We start from the raw sequence: 16,578 nt of genomic DNA on the forward strand, positions 1-16,578 counted from the left end.
TCAGAGATAAAAGGTTAGCTGCGCCAGAATGCCGGTGAGAGCACAATCACCACACTAAGAATTTCCAATCGTCCCATTAACATGCCAACCGCCAGAATCCATTTGGCGGCATCCGGTAATGGGCCAAAGTTCCCCGCAGGACCGATGATGTCCCCCAACCCAGGGCCTACGTTGGTGAGTGCCGTCAATGCACCTGACAACGACGTGATAAAGTCGAGCTGCATGGCTGCCAGAGATACTGTGATCAAAAGCAGGCACAACAGAAAGATAAACGTATAGGCGATCATAGACGCGATAATGTCATCACTGACGGCCCGCCCATTGTAGTTACGGGAGAGTACCGCCCGTGGGTGCAGCAAACGGATTAACTGCTCACGAAGCACAATCAGAGAAAGCTGAAAGCGGAAAATTTTCATGCCGCCTGACGTTGAGCCGGAACAGCCGCCAATAAACATCAGGAAGAAAAACAATACGAACGCCAGTGGCCCCCAGGCGGAATAGTCTTCAGAGGCATAACCGGTTGTCGTCACCACCGAGGTCACGTTAAACAAGGTTGCTATGTAATTATGAACCGGGTCAAAAGGCACCGGTGAAACCGCCCACCTGTATAGGGTGAGAAGCGCCGGCACAACCAGTAATATGGTGAGAAACAATCTCACCTGTTGGTCTTTGAATAACACTCCGCGCTGACCATGCATCTCTCTGACAAAAAGAAAGAATGGCAGGCTGCCAATCATCATGAAAAACGAGGCTTCCACAAGGATCAGATCGTTGAACTTACCCATGCTCATATCCGACGTGGAGAACCCCCCGGTCGCAATACTGGTTAAGCCATGGTTAAACGCGTCGAACAGTGACATTCCGGATAGCCAGTATGTAACAACTGCGATTGTTGAGAACACGAGGTAAACAAAGAGCAGCCCACGGCTCAGGGTTTTCATTCTTGGAAGCGCTTTGTCTGTCCATTCTGAAGACTCGGTGGCAAACAGGCGCATGCCGCCTACACGCAGGAATGGAAGCACGGCTACGAACATGCCGATTATCCCTATGCCGCCAATCCACTGCAGAATCGAGCGCCAGAGAAGCAGGTCTTTATCCATGGTGTCCAGGCCACTGAATACCGTAGCGCCTGTAGTTGTGATGCCTGAAGCACCTTCAAAAAACGCATCTGCAGCAGAAATGCCGTCATCGCTAAGGTAGAAGGGAAGTGCAGAGAGCAGGGCGATAATGAACCAGGACGACACGGTAAGCACGAACATGTACCGTGGTTTCAGATCGCGGGGCTGTCGGTAAGTAGTGGCAATGCCGAACAGCCCTATGCCGAAAACGATGGCCGCGGACTCTACAAACGACGCTGCATTCGGCGCATCCGAGCCCAGCATCAAAAACACAGGCAGCGTCATGAATATGCTTAGCAGCACAAACATGAGACTTACAATAAAAATAACAGGGTAGAGGTTTCTCAATGGATGCCCGAGCTAGCTGAACCGAGAGAGGGCGTCAGAATACCTCCGGGGGCGCTCAACCGCAAGAAAACTCACGGTTTGCAGCAGGATTACCCAAGTATTAAAACACCGTCAGCAAAGGGCTTTTTAGCATTCCTGGTGTGGAAATGCCGGGCAGTTTGTTGCAGTCTGAATAACACAGCTCTGGAACCGGGGAACAACATTGAACCACCTTGCGCATCTTTTTCTTGCCCCCGACTCGCCTGAAGCGCGGGTGGGTAGCATGCTTGGGGATTTCGCCCGCGGTGTCGACGTAGCAGCACTCCCATCTTCTGTAAGGTTAGGGGTTCGACATCACCTGGCGGTAGACAGCTTTACCGATAAACACCCCGACGTACTGGCCAGCAAGCGGCTTTTTTCTGCCCAGCGCCGCAGGTTTTCCGGGATCGCGCTGGATATCCTCTATGACCACTTTCTTTTACAGCATTGGAGCGAGTTCACTAATGCCGATCAGAACACCTTTATCAGTAACGTTTATGCAGAGCTGCAGAATAACGAAAACCTCATGTCACCGGATATGACCAAAACCGCCCGACATCTTGTTTCCCACGACTGGTTTGGCTCCTATCGGGATCTAGATAACATCGGTTACGCCCTGGACAGGGTGGCCGCACGCATACGCTTTCAAAATTCATTTGCCGGAATCATTGACGAAATACGGCCTTTGCATTCAGAGCTAGAGGATTATTTCTTATCTTTTTTCCCGGATTTACAATCATTTGCTGGAGGAATTGAATGAGGTTTCTGATCCCTTTAGGTCTTGCTACCGCGCTTATTGTTCCCGCCACAGCTTTCGCCGAGAAAGCAGACAAAAGCGTCGTACCTGTTCCCGAAACACTCGGCTTTGTGGAGTGGGTGGTGATGAACGATACCGGCCTGAGGCTAAAAGCCCGGCTGGATACAGGTGCAAAGACTTCCTCACTCCACGCGGTGAATGTGGAAGAGTTCAAGCAAGACGATCAGAAATGGGTGAGATTCCAGATTCCTCTGGCCGACCATAAAGATCACCCCATAACAGATGACAGCACGATAGATCACGAAGAGGTGATTCTTGAGCTGGAGCGACCTGTAGAGCGCACAGTGCTTATAAAGCGCAAAGGAGCTCCATCCCAACGACGTTATGTTGTGATGCTGGATTTTTGCATTGCAGGCACCAACCACAAAACCCAGTTCTCCCTCACCGACAGGGGAAATTTTTCTTACCCGGTTTTGCTTGGCCGCAGATTTATGAAGGATGACAATATCCTGATCGATTCTGCTGACAGCTTTATTGCCAAAAAAGACTGTGAGTACATGAATCTGGAGGAGCTTGCAGACAAGCAACAGGCGAACATTGTTAAGGCAGATGGAGCGAGTTAATTCTGCACATACCCACAGCAAACAGATGCCGTGGGTATGTGCGAGTGGAGCTAAGGATGCATGGGCGCTTGAGCCTACCTCCTATACATAGAAGTCCAGTTCTTCCTGAGCTTTCAGCAAATCCCGCATTTTGATGGGGTCATCACCATAAAAGAAGACCAGGCCCCAGTGAGTCCCGAAGGCTGCCCGGTCAGGAACTGTCTCTTCTGTTGGAGCCACCAGTTCGTGGGACTCGAAGTAGGGGTGCTCAATGGTTTCTTTGGGCATTTCCAGCTTGCTAACCACGCGGCGCCTTGGGTACACGCCGAAGCAGCCAGCGTAACCCTTCGCATCAACCACTTCGCGAGGGAAGAAGGCGTCCACCTCCTCTTTGGTGCTTTTGGGGTCGAACACCAACATTGAGGCTTGATACGCACTGAATCCGTAGGCTCTCTCAATAAGCTCGAAAGCCTTGAACCCGGGCGGGCGATAGGCAACCTCACCAAAATACATTTCGCCATCTGCGGTGACAAAGTACTCGGGGTGAATCAGCCCGAACTTTATCTCGAAGGTTTTGATGAGTAGCTCGATTTGCTTGGTGATCGCATTACGCCAGCTCTCGAGTTGTTCGGTCGCGGGCACGAATACCGAGTAGCCTAGCGTCACGTATTCGGAAATATTCAGGAACTTTATTTTGCCATCGTGAATCCACGCCTCAACGGCAAACTCCCAGCCATCCAGGTGACTTTCCATAAGCAAGGGATATTCTTCGGCCGGAATGGAGTCGATTTCTTCAATCTTTCGGATCATCCTGTGGCCAAGGCAGCCCGCCTTGTCGAAAGCTTTAACGTGAATCGGGTCATCAGGGTCGCCGTCTAGCTTGAGCAATGTCTGATTGACTCGCTTCATAAAGCGAACAACGTCGTCTTTCTCATGGGCCTCTTCGAAGATCCCTACACGAATACCGCCAAGCTGGGCGCGACGTTTCATCAAGGATTTATCCCGGAAAAGAATGGACTGCCCAAACATACGCGGGCTATCGAGAAGCACTGAGTTGATCGCGCCGGACCACTCGACGGTTTCTTCAAATAGCGGTATTGCAACGTCTACGCCTTCCTCCTTTAGCCTTTGCGCAATCTCAAAGGATCGATCATTCAAACGGAGAAAATCCCAGGGGATGAAAGGTATCTTGTTTGCGGTACAAAAATCTGCGGCCCATTCCGGGGCAACCACGATATAGCGGCGATCAAACTTTTGCGCTGCCTTGATGGCGTTGACACTCCAACCGAGCAGGGCAATGTAACCTTTGTTGAGATCCTTCGGTGTCTCTGTTCCTTTTACAGAGTCCATCTCTGGATCAAGCCAGGCCTCTATCGCTGCGGGCATTTGTTTTTCTGATGCTATAGACATCTACTATCCTCCTTGCTGATTAACCCAGACAAGGCGCTAGCATTAAAAATGCACCGAGAAACTGAGCGATTTGGTCGTGCTCTGAATTCAATATAGCCCTATTAGTTGCAATTAGAAACGAAATGGGCGGAATAGTTCTCTTCCAGTAGTGCGTGGGAGTGCCTGGCTGGCCCCAACTCTTATTTCGTCACTACACCTTGTGTAGCTACGTTCGACGAGAAACCGAAGCAGTTTTCTCTAGATCGGCACATTTCACCGTCATCAAGGCATTATCACCGTTTGTAGAATTTGCATAACGCCAGTGTGTCTTTCACTATGATTCAATAGAAAGGGGAGAGCTGCCTATGGTTCCCGGGGCAGACGTTGAACGTGCAATAGAGCTTGGCCGTGCCAGTTGGGCAGTGGGTTATGAGTAAAGCTCGACTGACTGACATCAGAAACATTGAAATTGGCGGATCGACATCATGAACATAATTATCATTGGCGCAGGGATTATGGGTACCACCTTTGCCACCCTGGCAAAGGAGCTGGCGCCCAATCTCGACATAACCATTCTGGAAAGGCTCGACAGCGCTGGAGCTGGTAACTCGTGGGCATTCAACAACGCGGGAACCGGGCACGAGGCAAACTGCGAGCTAAACTATACGCCTGTGGATGGCGAAGTCCTTTCCGTTGAAAAAGCCTTGAAAATCCACGCCCAATTCAACGTAGCCAAGCAGTTTTGGGCTTATCTGGTTAAAAAGGGGGCCATCAATCAGCCTACAAGCTTTATCAATCAGACCAAGCACTGCACCCTTGTTTCCGAGTCAGCCATTGATGAATTGAAGTTGCGGTTCCAGGAAATGTCCGCGCACCACTTTTTTGAGCAGATGCGTTACTCCGATGACTTCGACGAAATTAAAAGCTGGATTCCCCTGACAATGGACGGCCGCCCTCGCCATGAAAAAATGGCGGCCACCGTTATTGAGACAGGCACGGACGTTAACTTTGGCTCTTTAACAGAACAAATGGCGGCCTATGCGGTGGCAAATCTGGGCGTTAAAGTCGAGTACGGCACTCATGTTACACGGGCTCACCGGAGCCCCACCGGGCGCTGGGTTATAAACGCCAGTAAAAACGGGCGAACTGTTCAATACCGGGCTGATGTGCTTTTTGTAGGCGCCGGCGGTGGCGCGTTCCCGTTACTGAAAAGAAGCCATTTACCCTCCCGGAATCGATATGCCGGCTTTCCTGTTGGCGGGAGATTTTTGCAGGCCGAAATCAGCGAAGAACAGGCGCAGAATTACAAGGCAAAAACCTACGGAAGAGCCAAGGTTGGGGCGCCTCCCATGTCTGTTCCGCACTTGGATTTACGGTCAGTAGATGGCAAATACTATTTGCTGTTTGGACCATTCGCCTCGTTCAAACCTGCGCTCGAGAAGGGTCGTGGATTTTTTGACTACCTTACCTCAATCCGGCTGCACGACATTCCCAGTTTGCTTAACGTCGCCATGCGACACTCCCACTTGGTCAGATACCTGATTTCAGAAACCTTTAAAGGTGAAAAAAGCCTGTTTGAAGAGTTGGAAGACTTTGCTCCCGGACTAAGCAAGAGATTTGATTGGAAGGCTATTGAGGCTGGCCAGCGGGTACAAATCATTAAAGATCGCGACTTGCAGATGGGCACTGAAATTCTGGTATCCAAGGATAAATCCTACGGTACATTACTGGGAGCCTCACCGGGCGCATCGGTTTCACCGGAGGTAATCTTGCGTTGCCTGGAACTGATGTTACCGTCTGTTTTTTCAGAAGAAGATGTGCAAGCAAAGAAAAAACGGATCTTTCCCGAGGATAATCTCGACGCTTTGATCGCTCAGCCTGATCGATACCGGGAGATTCGCGATGCAGTTAATAGCCAGCTGGGAATAACCCAGTCCGTGAGTTAGTAGAACCAAATGCACAGGTGAGGGCGGCCACACTTGGCAACTTTAATTTTTACAGGAGATTAGTAATGAGCAATCTTACGAAACGCCCGGACGAAGCTTTCGACCAGGAGTGTTCGGAACCTGCCGGGTGTAAGGAGGTTGAGCTATTGATTGAACCTCGCGACAGGGATTTGGGCGGTTTTTCAGTAAGACGCGTGCTCCCAACTATTCAGAAACGTATGGTTGGTCCCTGGATATTCTTTGATCATATGGGACCTGCGGAGTTTGCCGCCGGTGACGGCATCAACGTGCGACCACACCCCCATATCAACCTGGCCACCGTTACATACCTTTTTGAAGGTGAAATTCTGCACCGGGATTCACTGGGAAGTCTTCAGCCCATTCGCCCAGGCGACGTTAACCTAATGGTTGCAGGCAAAGGTATTACCCATTCTGAGCGAGAGCGGCCAGAAATTACGGCAACAACACATCGCCTGCACGGTCTCCAGCTATGGATGGCGCTGCCTGAAGCAGATGAAGAGATCGACCCGGCTTTTTATCATTATGCGAGTGCTGACATCCCTCGGGTTGATGTAAACGAGGTGCCCATTCGAGTCATTATGGGCAGCGCTTTCGGTAAAACGTCGCCAGTGAAAGTGTTTGCAGACACTCTTTACGTTGAAGCACATCTGAAGGCCGGGCAAAGCATCAAAGTGCCAGATGCAGACGAGCGTGCAGTTTACATCGCTGCAGGCGAACTGTGCGCCGGAGACACGACAATACCCGAGTTCGCCATGGCAGTGTTGTCCGATAAACCTGGGCTTGAGCTAACTGCAAAACGCGATGCCCGCATTGCGATTGTTGGCGGTGAGAACCTGGGCAAGCGTTACATGGAATGGAACTTTGTTTCCAGCCGTCGCGAACGCATTGAGCAAGCCAAGGCCCAGTGGAAAGCTCAGACGTTTCCAAAGGTGCCGGGTGATGAGGAAGAGTTTATTCCGTTACCGGAATAGTGTTGGGTATCGAGCGTCAGCAAGCAAAGAGAGGGCAGAAGGCAAGGTTAACGGAAGGTTAAAACGCCGTAAATTTGGATTTCATCTATGGCTATCACACATTTGATGGGTCAGATTATAGGGAGATGGAAAACAACGCTGTTTATTTTGAGGAGAAGTGCTGATGACTATTAGAAAAAACTTGCTGATCGCATCTATTGCTACCGCTGGTATCGCTACGGCAGGCACAGCATCGGCCGCAGATATGTACAAGTCTGGCGTTGGAGCGCTGTATGCAGGGCTGAACTACACCTTTATAAACATTGACGGGCGACTCGCTGACGCAGACGTTGGAACTCTGTCCGGCAAAGTTGGAGTAATGGCAAATGAATATATTGGCCTGGAAGCGCGCGCCGGCTTTGGTGTAGACGACGATAAAATTGCCGGAGTTGATGTAAAGCTCGACAACTTCTTTGGCGGCTACGCTACCTTCAATATGGTTAATGAAAGCCCGTTTACGCCATATGCAGTTCTCGGTTTCACTCGAGTTGAACTTGAGGTTGGTAACCGTTCAGACGATGAGTCAGATTTCTCTTACGGTGCCGGCGTAAACTTCGAGATGGCGCAGAATCTGTCCGGTAATCTCGAGTATATGCGCTACTACGATGACAGCGACGTTACCGTAGACGGTATAGGCCTGGGTGTTCAGTTCAATTTCTGAGCCAGCCTCGCAACAAAGCCCGTGCGCCCAAAAGCCACGGGCTTTTTTTTGGTCTCTGGTTCATGGCACAACATAATCAATTTAACATAATATACATTATGCGCAGTATTAACTGCGGATAAGAACGGCGTTCGGTATGGTACTTCGGGTGGAAATCAGAATCTGCCATCTATTCCGGATTCTACTTTAAGTTTGTTAAGTTCATGCCAGTACGTCGTAAATACTTTCGTAATTGCCTGCCACGCGTGACCAAATGGCGACCTGGCCGTCACCTTTTCTCTCTCGGATATCAACGTGCAGCATGTTGCCAGGCTGGGTATCTGTGTAAAGACCAATGCCGGTGAAGCCTACCTGCTTGGCTGTGTCGTAAGCGCGCTGGCGATCAGTTGCGCTTTCCATGTAGCTGTAGTCGCCCGGACGGACTTCAACCAGCGGAAACACATCAACTGCGCGGACTTCACCCCACCTGTCGACGTTATGTTGGCTGGTGCCGTTTGGACCATCGTGTCGACCAATGCCTCTTGAGGCCGGGCTTATCCGAACCGGTGCACCCCAAGCTTCGCGAAAGGCGTCGAGCTTTACTAAAAGATCGGTGCTCATTAAGGAATACCAGTCGCGGAACTCTGAGGGTTTGAAGTACTTCAGAGTTGGGCGTGTTGCGGTTTTGGTTGTCATATTCATTTCCCCTGCCGCCAACAGTGAGTCATGTTGTTTATACTCTTTCGAGTAAAGACCGGTTATGTGTGTAATGCAAGCATATGACTGGCATTCAACCCCGGTCAGACACCGGCCAGGTGTAAAACCAGTAGCCGCAAACATTTCGTTTAAACTTTTCCACTCCTTCATAACTCTTGCGCAAGTTATAACTGATTGTTTGTTAATTAAATAATACGGAATCTGGTCATTTAAATGTCCTTGTTGCCAGATAAGTGTATGCAAATAGCACATATACACATACATACACATTTAGGTACATTCGGTTACATGGTGAAGGTCAGGGAGTAAACAGACGTCCATCACCTGTACCAGAAGTAAACGGTTATAACGGCTGTAAAATGGAACCAGTCAGAGTTTTTCTGGAAAACGGATTGCCCTCTTTGGCTTAGCTTACGGGCAAGTCCCCCACCCTGCCGGTTCCTTATCTTTTTGTAAGGAGAAGCGCATGTCTAACTATCTGGCACCGGGTGTTTTTGTTGAGGAAGTCAGTTTTCGTTCCCGCTCCATTGAGGGAGTCAGCACCAGTGTTGCGGCCATGGTCGGGCCTACACGGTTCGGGCCAGTTCGGGGCCGCCCTGAGGTTGTAACCAGTTTTGCCGACTTCCGCCGGATTTATGGTGACATCCAGGATCTGACTCTGGGTGGACAGCACACGCTTAATTACACCGCCATCGCTGCAAAGTCCTTCTTCGATAATGGTGGCAAGCTGCTTTACGTAGCCCGCACGGGGAATTTTCCGGATCCCGACAACAGCTTCGGTATTGCCAGCGACACCGACAACCACGTCACTTTCAGTAGCCGTTTTCCAGGTGCTATGGGTAACTTCACTCTGGAGTTTGATTGGCGTGACAGCGAAAACCTGTTGCAAATACAGCCAGTTTCAAGCCCCGCAGTTGACGAAGTCCTCTTTCTTGAAGCCACCGGAGTTACAAGTTCAGCCCGATCAGGGGCTAGCCCTGCTGATGGCGCCTTCCCTGTAACCATCCGCGCGCTGGTACGGCGAGTATCCGATACAGCCTACGCGATACATCAGAACCTCTGCCAGATTACCGATAAAGACGGCGCCCCTGTTGATCCAGCCTCTTTCGAGACGAATGCGGAAGGAGAGGCCCTTCTGGAATCTGCCGGACTGTCACGCGATAACACCGAATCGTTGCGTTTCTCAAGAGTCAGTATTCGCCAGCCGGCATCAGGCAGTCTTGATGGTGGCGCTTTCGGCGCGCTTAGCTTCTCAGCACCAACTGACCTAAGTGCCTTTTATGAAGGTGATCACTGGGGTGATCGGAACACGTTGCTAGGTGCCATCAATACTGAAGGAACCAGTTTCCAGATTAATAGCGAACTGAATGAGGGGGTCGACAGCAATATTGATTTGCCACTGGCCGCCCTTGCTGCTTCTGCGGACACGGTGCGAGCAGTAATGGTTCAGCGAACCTTTGACATTGCTGTACACAGCGGCGGGCCAGACGGGCCGATCGTTCACACTTACAGCGGTATTTCTACTGCGCATGATGCGGATAACAATCTTCCGCACATCCTTCCCTCAGAACCAGATTCCCGAAATGACCAGCTCACCAGCCCGGTAGCCTGCGAATTTGCAGATGATATTTCCGCTGGTGAGGTACTGCCAGCTCTGTACAACATGTTCGATGAAGAGGCTATGAACCCCAGCGGCCTCTCGGTTGAAGGCCCTCGCTTTCTGATTACCCTTGAAGGCGGTTCTGACGGCGACGCGCCTCAGGCACTGCACTACGGTGGTGCAACTGATGAAGTGAACGGCAGCATTGGGTTTGCCGCCCTCGAAGAAGTGGAAGATATATCCATTGTGATGGCTCCGGCTGCGGCAGCTGATCCGAATCAGCATCAGGCAGTGGTGGCAGAAATGCAAAAGCACTGCCGCCGTATGCGTTACCGCATTGGTATTGTAGACAGCAGGGAATCCATGGCGCTTTCTGAAGTGCGGGAGTTTCGCTCCAATTTCAATGACTCGCGACTTGCACTTTACTATCCATGGGTAGTGATCTCCGATCCGCGGGGTATCCGCAAGACAATCAATGTGCCACCCGCAGGCTTTATCGCAGGCATTTACGCCTACACCGATGTTCAGCGCGGAGTGCACAAAACCCCTGCAAACACTCCCGTTATCGGCGCATTGCGCTTTGCGCAGGAGATCAATCAGTTCCAGCAGGAGCTATTGAATCCCACCGGTATTAATTGCCTTCGCTCATTCCCAGGCCGGGGCCACCAGGTATGGGGCGGTCGGACCCTTTCTGATGATCCCGAATGGAAGTACCTGAGTGTGCGGCGCTACTTCCTGTACCTGGAACGCTCCATTGAAAAATCCACCCAGTGGGCGGTGTTTGAGCCCAACGGTGAACGGCTCTGGGAAAACGTGCGCAACGCGGTGGACGCTTTCCTTTTCAATGAGTGGCGTAACGGCCGCCTGCTGGGCTCCGAAAAAACGGCCTGGTTCGTGCGTTGTGACCGCAGCACCATGACTCAGAATGATCTGGACAATGGCCGATTGGTTTGTGAAGTCGGCGCAGCAGCACTTAAACCAGCAGAGTTTGTTGTCTTCCGGGTTGGCCAGAAAACTGCCGATAGTTGATAAACAAGAGCTCAAATGGAATCACTCGAAAATGCTCACCTGAATCTTCAAGAAGGATCGCGATATGGCACAGTACAGAGAAACCCCATACGGCGTTTTCAACTACTTGGTTGATCTGTCGGATTCAGACGCCGGTGAAACTGAGATAGCCGGTGGCTTTTCCGAAGTTTCCGGCCTGAACATGGAAATAACGGTCGCCGAATACCGGGCCGGTAATCATAAATCAAATTACGTTACCAAGGTTCCTGCCATCCACAAATCCGGTGATATCACCTTGAAGCGGGGAGTGATTGGCGCTGAAAACCTCTATAACTGGCTGGACCAGGTGCGGTCCGGTGACGTGACTGCCAAGCGTAACGTGGTGATCAAATTGATGAGCGAGAACCATGGCGAGTTAGCAGTTCAATGGAAGCTTATCAACGCAATGCCCATTAAATGGACTGGGCCAACGCTGACTGCAAAAGGTGGTAGCGACGTTGCCATCGAAGAGTTGGTGCTTGCAGTTGAACACATCACCCAGGATTAGATCGCCTTATGCAAACCCTGCTGGCATCTCGGATTGAGCTAACCCCTCGCCCCCACCAGAGCAATATTCCGGTTCTGGCCTGTGGTATGGCGGGCCATTGCCCCGGGAGAGTGCGAAAAGAACGGCTTTTTGCTCTCCCTGAGGCAATCAGTGCAATTCGTTCTGCCGGGTTTGATAGCAGGCTCGCTGAATTGGAGAAGGCTGACGAAGCTATTTTTCATTTGCCAATCCCGATAAATTCCAGTGCCGAATTTCATGACATATTCCCGGATGCCGCAACTGCTACAACCAACTATCAAAGCACACTGGCAGGATCAAACGCCTGGCTACCAGGCTGTGTAGATGACTTTTTTGCTAATGGTGGCACCCGCTTATGGGTCGTTGCTGTACCGGAAGATGAAGATCACAATGCATTTCTTCCCGACCCCGGAGTAGCACTTCATAACACAGGTTCTTTACGCGGTATTGCATCCCTTCTGGTGATACCCGAAGTTGGACTGATAGTCCTGCCAGATCTTGAACGCCTGCAAATTCCGGCAAAACTTCCGGGCGTACCTGCACCGGTCCATACCAGCGAATCAGTACATTTCGTACCCTGCTCCACTTCATTACCGGTTTCTGAAAGCAGTTTTCAACCATCGTCGCCCCAGCTCAGCGAACCACTCGAAACCGAAGTATTATTGAAGAGTATTTTGCCCTTGCTGAATCAGCACCGCCCCGACATACAATGGTTGTGGCCGGTCTCACTGTTCTATGATCAGGACCGGCAGATACCCGCAGTCAGCGACAAGGCTCTGAATAAAATCCGCAATATAGCCAATAGCCCCAGTGGCCACAGGCTGCGGCAGCTGCAATTTGTTTTCCCCTACCTGGCCCGAGCCAATGGGCAGCTTTCAAGCCCCAGTGGAGTGCTTGCAGGTGCACAATCCAGAGTGGCTCAAACTCAGGGCCCTTGGCGATCCATTGCCGGCCAGGTTCTGGTCACCAGCGGCGAGCCTTTCCCGCTACAGTCGATCCCCTCACAAACGGCCTTGAGGAATAATCCGGGAATCAGTGTGTTAACCCGCAAACCTCAGGGCGTGATGTTGGATGATGAGCGTCTCGCTGTTCCCGCGCTGCACCCTGACGACTACAGTTATTTCCAGCAGCAGGACAGGTATGACTCGTTCAGAAGCGCCGAGATCATGCGGTTTCTGGGCCACCTGCGTCGCCAACTAAAACAACTGGGCGAACGCCTGGTGTTTCGCGCTGACCACCGTGATTCTGCTCCCAGGCTAGCTTTGGAAAACTTTCTGCGCCAACTGCATCGTCAAGGTGCACTTCGAGGCGGGCTCCCGGAAGAGGCGTTTTACATAGAGCAAACACAGAGCCAGGAGGGAGTGATCCTCATCGAAGTCATATTGGCCCCCTCGTTGCCCATCGACAGGATTCGCCTTACGTTCACCAACCGATTCGGCGAATGGCAGGGAGAGCTGAAAAATGACTGAATTCGTACCTTTTCGCTTTCTCGTCAACCTGCATGATAGCCGTTCCGGCGATCTGCTGTGCAGTGGGTCCTTCAGCGAAGTTTCCGGGTTTGAGCTAACCATGGAACCAAGAAGCATTGCTGAAGGCGGCCGCAACTGGGGTGAGCATCAAAGAAGCGGTGTTACCCGATTTGCTCCAATGGTTCTGAAGCGCGGGGTTACACACGTAAACGACCTCTGGAGCTGGTTCGATATTACCACTAGAGGGGCAAACTACGGCTACCGTATGCACGGAGAAATCATTCTGCTTGGTAACCCTCTTAAAGAGAGTGGAGGGTACGAATACAACCCGGTAATGACCTGGAAGCTTACTGGCGTATTGGCGACGCGATTCAAAGGACCTGACATGAACGCCACGGCAAGCCAGGTAGCTATTGAAGAACTGCATCTGGTACATGAAGGGCTGGAACTGAAAAGAACTCCAAGCCCCGGTTCGGGAACTGCAACGGAGGGCTCGCAATGAAGCAACCTGAAAGAGGCAGGCTGATACCCGTATCCGGAAAAGAGAATAGCCCCGACCTGGAAAACGCGGTAGACGTGCAATTCAATCCTACAAGTTTGAAGGTTGGGCTCTCCAATTCATTGAATACCGGTGAGCAGCAAAAATCTGGTAAAGCAGCTCAATATGTTTCATCCAGCTCTTCGTATCTCAGCATTGAGTTGATTTTTGATACTACCCTTCCCGATGACTATGTTGGAGAGCAGTCCAGCCAGGACGTTCGGCTTTTAACCCGAAAAATTCCCGACCGGTTCATGAAGCCCGGAGACCTCCTCAACGAAGACACAGAAGACAGGCAGGCACCGAGTCGCTGCCTTTTTCAGTGGGGAGCATTCGAGTTTGTAGGGCTGCTGGAAAGGTTCGATGAGACGTTGGACTTTTTCTCCCCCGAGGGAACGCCGTTAAGAGCAACTGTATCCCTAGCCCTGAAAGAAGACAGCTATCAATTCCGCAACCGTGATGCCGCTGCGACTGAACGGGCTATGCCAACGCTTACTTCAACCGGCAACAACAAACTGACTGGTTCACAAGAAAACACGCGTCCTGTTTCTGGTGCGAGCGACAGCGAAAAAGGAAACTGGCGCGATACCGCTCTTTACAACGGTGTGGAAAACCCCCGACTGCCATCAGGTAGTGAAATTGCCAACCCTCCCCTTTCCCCTGCCAAAGCGCTGGGGATGGCCAAAAGCCAGACTACCACCGCAGTTAAAAACGCAATGAGCACGGCCTCCCCGGCTTTTCGCTATGGAAATTCCTCCAGCCTCGGCAGCGCGATTGAGGGGGCATTCAGCCACAGCCTGAGGGCCGACCTGACAGACGGAGTCAGTGCAGAATCGTTGCGCGCTGCACGGGATCGAAACATTAAGGATTTACGGGAAAACATGGATCAACCCTGGATGGAAGGGCCGCGACGGGCGGCCAGGGATTCAGGTGTTGGGTTTGACTGAACGACACAAGGGCAGCTGATATGCCATTGCTGATTGACGAAGTTATTGCGGAAGTGGCGAAAACACCCACTCCAGATAACCAGGCACAGGTAGCACCACGGGATAGCGGAAGCGATCAGAGCAACATGTTTGCGCAACTTGAAATACTGCGTGAGCGACAGCAGCGGTTGGAGGTGGACTAATCACCATGCAGAGCCAGCCACTGATTAATATTCGCCCAAGAATATCGGTAAACGGCGAAAACCGTGCCGACCTGGCAGCCCAGCTGAATTCTTTAACCATTCAGCTCCCCTGGCATGGCTGTGCCAGCGCCGAACTGTCAGTCACCAACTGGGGTCTTGCAGACGGCAGCCCATACCCATCCTGGTTGTTCAATCATATTTCCATGGGAGACCAAGTACATATTGCCCATGACACGCCTTCTATTACGCTGTTTGAGGGCGAAGTAACCGGAATTGAAGAGCAATACGGAGCATCCGCTCCTGTGCTGACCCTGCTTTTACAAGATCGTCTGCATTTGCTTGGCCGGCTTCGCCAGAGCCGTTGCCACGAAGACCAGACTCCTGATCAACTGCTGCAGACACTGGCCAGCGATGCCGGGCTGGAAGCAGATACCCGCGTGTCTGATGTGGCTGCAGACTGGCATCAGCTGAATGAAAGTGCCCTGGCTTTTGCCCTCAGGATTTGCCGGCGGTTCGATGTGGGTTTACGGCTGGATCGTGGAGCTTTGCGAGCCATGCCCGAGGACCCTGATCCTGAACCGGTTGTATTAGGACCAGGCAACGGAGCCCTGAACATCCGCATTTTGGCAGACCTGAACCACCAGTATCAGCATTCAAAGGTAACCGGATATAACCCCACCACCGGAGAACCTGTCGAGGCTACTGCCGATCAGCCCAGGCAATCTGCCCCGGGAAAAACAGCCGGTGACACCCTTGCGGATTTGGGTTGGGAGAGTAGCGACACCCTGCCCCACCCGATGGCACGCAGCCATTCTGAAGCAGAAGCTTATGCTTCGGCAGGGTTCCACAGACAAGCCCGTAAATTCCTCCACGGCGAACTGATCTGCATGGGTGAGCCCAATCTGAAGCCCGGCAAGGAAATCGAGCTTGAAGGTGTCTCACCCAGGCTTGCAGGAATCTGGCAGGTGGGCCTGTGCCGACACACCTTTGATAGCCGCAATGGCTTTCGCAGCCATGCAAAAATCCATCGCGCTCAATGGAACCCGGAACCATGAATAGCCACATCCCCGGAAACCTTCAGAGCCTACAACTGGCTGAAGTGATTGATAATGCCGACCCGGAGAACCGAGGTCGCATACGCGTTCGCTTCCACGCCACGGAGCTGGAGTGCTGGGCGAGCGTTATTGCCCCCTCTGCCGGCCAGGGCTATGGAGCCAGTTTTATACCTCGCTTGGGTGAAACCGTGGTAGCCGCCTTTGCAGCTCCGGACATGCCGCTGGTATTAGGCAGCATCTGGACTGGCACCGAGAGCCGCCCGGATGAAGCCGAGCCACAAGAGGAGCACTACGTGGTGCGAACGCCTTCCGGAACCGTTATGGAGTTTGACGATAGCGCCTCAGGCCCTTCATTCGAGGTTATAACCCGCTCGGGATACAGCGTTCGTATCAGCGAAAGTGGCGGAGGCGAAATCAACATAGAGCGAGGAAGCCAGAAAGTCACGCTCACATCTACCTCTATAGAAGTGAGTAGCTCGGGGCCCGTAGAAATCAGCGCCGCAAATGTCAGCATATCCGCCAGTATGGTTCAGGTGGATGCCAGCATGTCACGGTTCAGCGGTGTAGTTCAGGCAGACACAGTCATTGCCAACTCGGTAGTGGGAACCAGTTACACCCCAGGCGCCGGGAACATCTGGTAGGAGGCAT

Annotated in this window: 16 protein-coding genes; 13 read left to right on the top strand and 3 right to left on the bottom strand. The window is 51.9% G+C overall.

Annotated elements, in window-relative coordinates; genetic code table 11:
* Positions 1-14: 14 nt before the first annotated feature.
* On the bottom strand, positions 15-1,427 hold the full coding sequence (locus FFI61_RS16980; RefSeq protein WP_200205240.1) for a TrkH family potassium uptake protein: 1,413 nt from the start codon (positions 1,425-1,427) through the stop codon (positions 15-17).
* A 241-nt stretch (positions 1,428-1,668) separates the two neighbouring features.
* Between FFI61_RS16980 and FFI61_RS16985 the strand changes: the two genes are divergently transcribed.
* Both FFI61_RS16985 and FFI61_RS16990 read left to right on the top strand, forming a co-directional pair.
* Positions 1,669-2,244, top strand: coding sequence for an ACP phosphodiesterase (locus FFI61_RS16985; protein ID WP_200371833.1), 576 nt, complete (start codon positions 1,669-1,671; stop codon positions 2,242-2,244).
* Positions 2,241-2,864: an ATP-dependent zinc protease gene (locus FFI61_RS16990; protein ID WP_200371834.1), complete on the top strand. Its 624-nt coding sequence runs from the start codon at positions 2,241-2,243 to the stop codon at positions 2,862-2,864. Before FFI61_RS16985 ends, FFI61_RS16990 begins: the two co-directional genes overlap by 4 nt.
* A gap of 81 nt (positions 2,865-2,945) precedes the next feature.
* Here the strand turns inward: FFI61_RS16990 and FFI61_RS16995 are convergent, their stop codons facing one another.
* Positions 2,946-4,253 (bottom strand): ATP-grasp domain-containing protein, encoded by a 1,308-nt coding sequence (locus tag FFI61_RS16995; protein ID WP_200371835.1) that lies wholly within the window; start codon positions 4,251-4,253, stop codon positions 2,946-2,948.
* A gap of 464 nt (positions 4,254-4,717) precedes the next feature.
* Here FFI61_RS16995 and FFI61_RS17000 point away from each other — a divergent pair, with 464 nt between their 5' ends.
* From FFI61_RS17000 to FFI61_RS17010, 3 genes are all read left to right on the top strand, one after another.
* Positions 4,718-6,178 (top strand): malate:quinone oxidoreductase, encoded by a 1,461-nt coding sequence (locus tag FFI61_RS17000; RefSeq protein ID WP_200371836.1) that lies wholly within the window; start codon positions 4,718-4,720, stop codon positions 6,176-6,178.
* Positions 6,179-6,243: 65 nt separating this feature from the next.
* Positions 6,244-7,170 (top strand): pirin family protein, encoded by a 927-nt coding sequence (locus FFI61_RS17005; RefSeq protein ID WP_200371837.1) that lies wholly within the window; start codon positions 6,244-6,246, stop codon positions 7,168-7,170.
* A gap of 163 nt (positions 7,171-7,333) precedes the next feature.
* Positions 7,334-7,870, top strand: a complete 537-nt coding sequence (locus FFI61_RS17010) for a porin family protein (protein ID WP_200371838.1) — start codon at positions 7,334-7,336, stop codon at positions 7,868-7,870.
* 201 nt (positions 7,871-8,071) lie between these two features.
* On the opposite strand, the gene FFI61_RS17015 is transcribed toward FFI61_RS17010, so the two are convergent.
* Positions 8,072-8,545, bottom strand: a complete 474-nt coding sequence (locus tag FFI61_RS17015) for a hypothetical protein (protein ID WP_200371839.1) — start codon at positions 8,543-8,545, stop codon at positions 8,072-8,074.
* A gap of 487 nt (positions 8,546-9,032) precedes the next feature.
* On the opposite strand from FFI61_RS17015, the gene FFI61_RS17020 reads away from it, so the two are divergent.
* The 8 genes from FFI61_RS17020 (at position 9,033) to FFI61_RS17055 (ending at position 16,571) form a co-directional block, all read left to right on the top strand.
* A complete protein-coding gene (locus FFI61_RS17020; protein ID WP_200371840.1) occupies positions 9,033-11,195 on the top strand; it encodes a phage tail sheath family protein in 2,163 nt (720 codons plus the stop codon).
* A gap of 64 nt (positions 11,196-11,259) precedes the next feature.
* Entirely contained in the window at positions 11,260-11,721 is a 462-nt protein-coding gene (locus FFI61_RS17025; protein WP_200205050.1) for a phage tail protein, read from the top strand.
* Between the two features lie 8 nt (positions 11,722-11,729).
* The gene (locus FFI61_RS17030; protein ID WP_200371841.1) at positions 11,730-13,208 is read left to right on the top strand and encodes a hypothetical protein; all 1,479 of its coding nucleotides are present in this window, start codon (positions 11,730-11,732) and stop codon (positions 13,206-13,208) included.
* Positions 13,201-13,710 carry a phage tail protein gene (locus tag FFI61_RS17035; protein WP_200205048.1) on the top strand — a complete coding sequence of 170 codons (510 nt, stop codon included), beginning with the start codon at positions 13,201-13,203 and terminating at the stop codon, positions 13,708-13,710. Before FFI61_RS17030 ends, FFI61_RS17035 begins: the two co-directional genes overlap by 8 nt.
* Positions 13,707-14,693, top strand: a complete 987-nt coding sequence (locus FFI61_RS17040; protein ID WP_200371842.1) for a hypothetical protein — start codon at positions 13,707-13,709, stop codon at positions 14,691-14,693. The genes FFI61_RS17035 and FFI61_RS17040 overlap by 4 nt, the downstream gene beginning before the upstream one ends.
* A gap of 20 nt (positions 14,694-14,713) precedes the next feature.
* Positions 14,714-14,875 (top strand): hypothetical protein, encoded by a 162-nt coding sequence (locus tag FFI61_RS17045; RefSeq protein ID WP_200371843.1) that lies wholly within the window; start codon positions 14,714-14,716, stop codon positions 14,873-14,875.
* Between the two features lie 5 nt (positions 14,876-14,880).
* Positions 14,881-15,930 (top strand): phage late control D family protein, encoded by a 1,050-nt coding sequence (locus FFI61_RS17050; protein ID WP_200371844.1) that lies wholly within the window; start codon positions 14,881-14,883, stop codon positions 15,928-15,930.
* On the top strand, positions 15,927-16,571 hold the full coding sequence (locus tag FFI61_RS17055; RefSeq protein ID WP_200205044.1) for a phage baseplate assembly protein V: 645 nt from the start codon (positions 15,927-15,929) through the stop codon (positions 16,569-16,571). Before FFI61_RS17050 ends, FFI61_RS17055 begins: the two co-directional genes overlap by 4 nt.
* Positions 16,572-16,578 lie beyond the last annotated feature (7 nt).

The sequence above is a fragment of the Marinobacter sp. DY40_1A1 genome, from assembly GCF_016597815.1.
GTDB lineage: Bacteria > Pseudomonadota > Gammaproteobacteria > Pseudomonadales > Oleiphilaceae > Marinobacter > Marinobacter xiaoshiensis.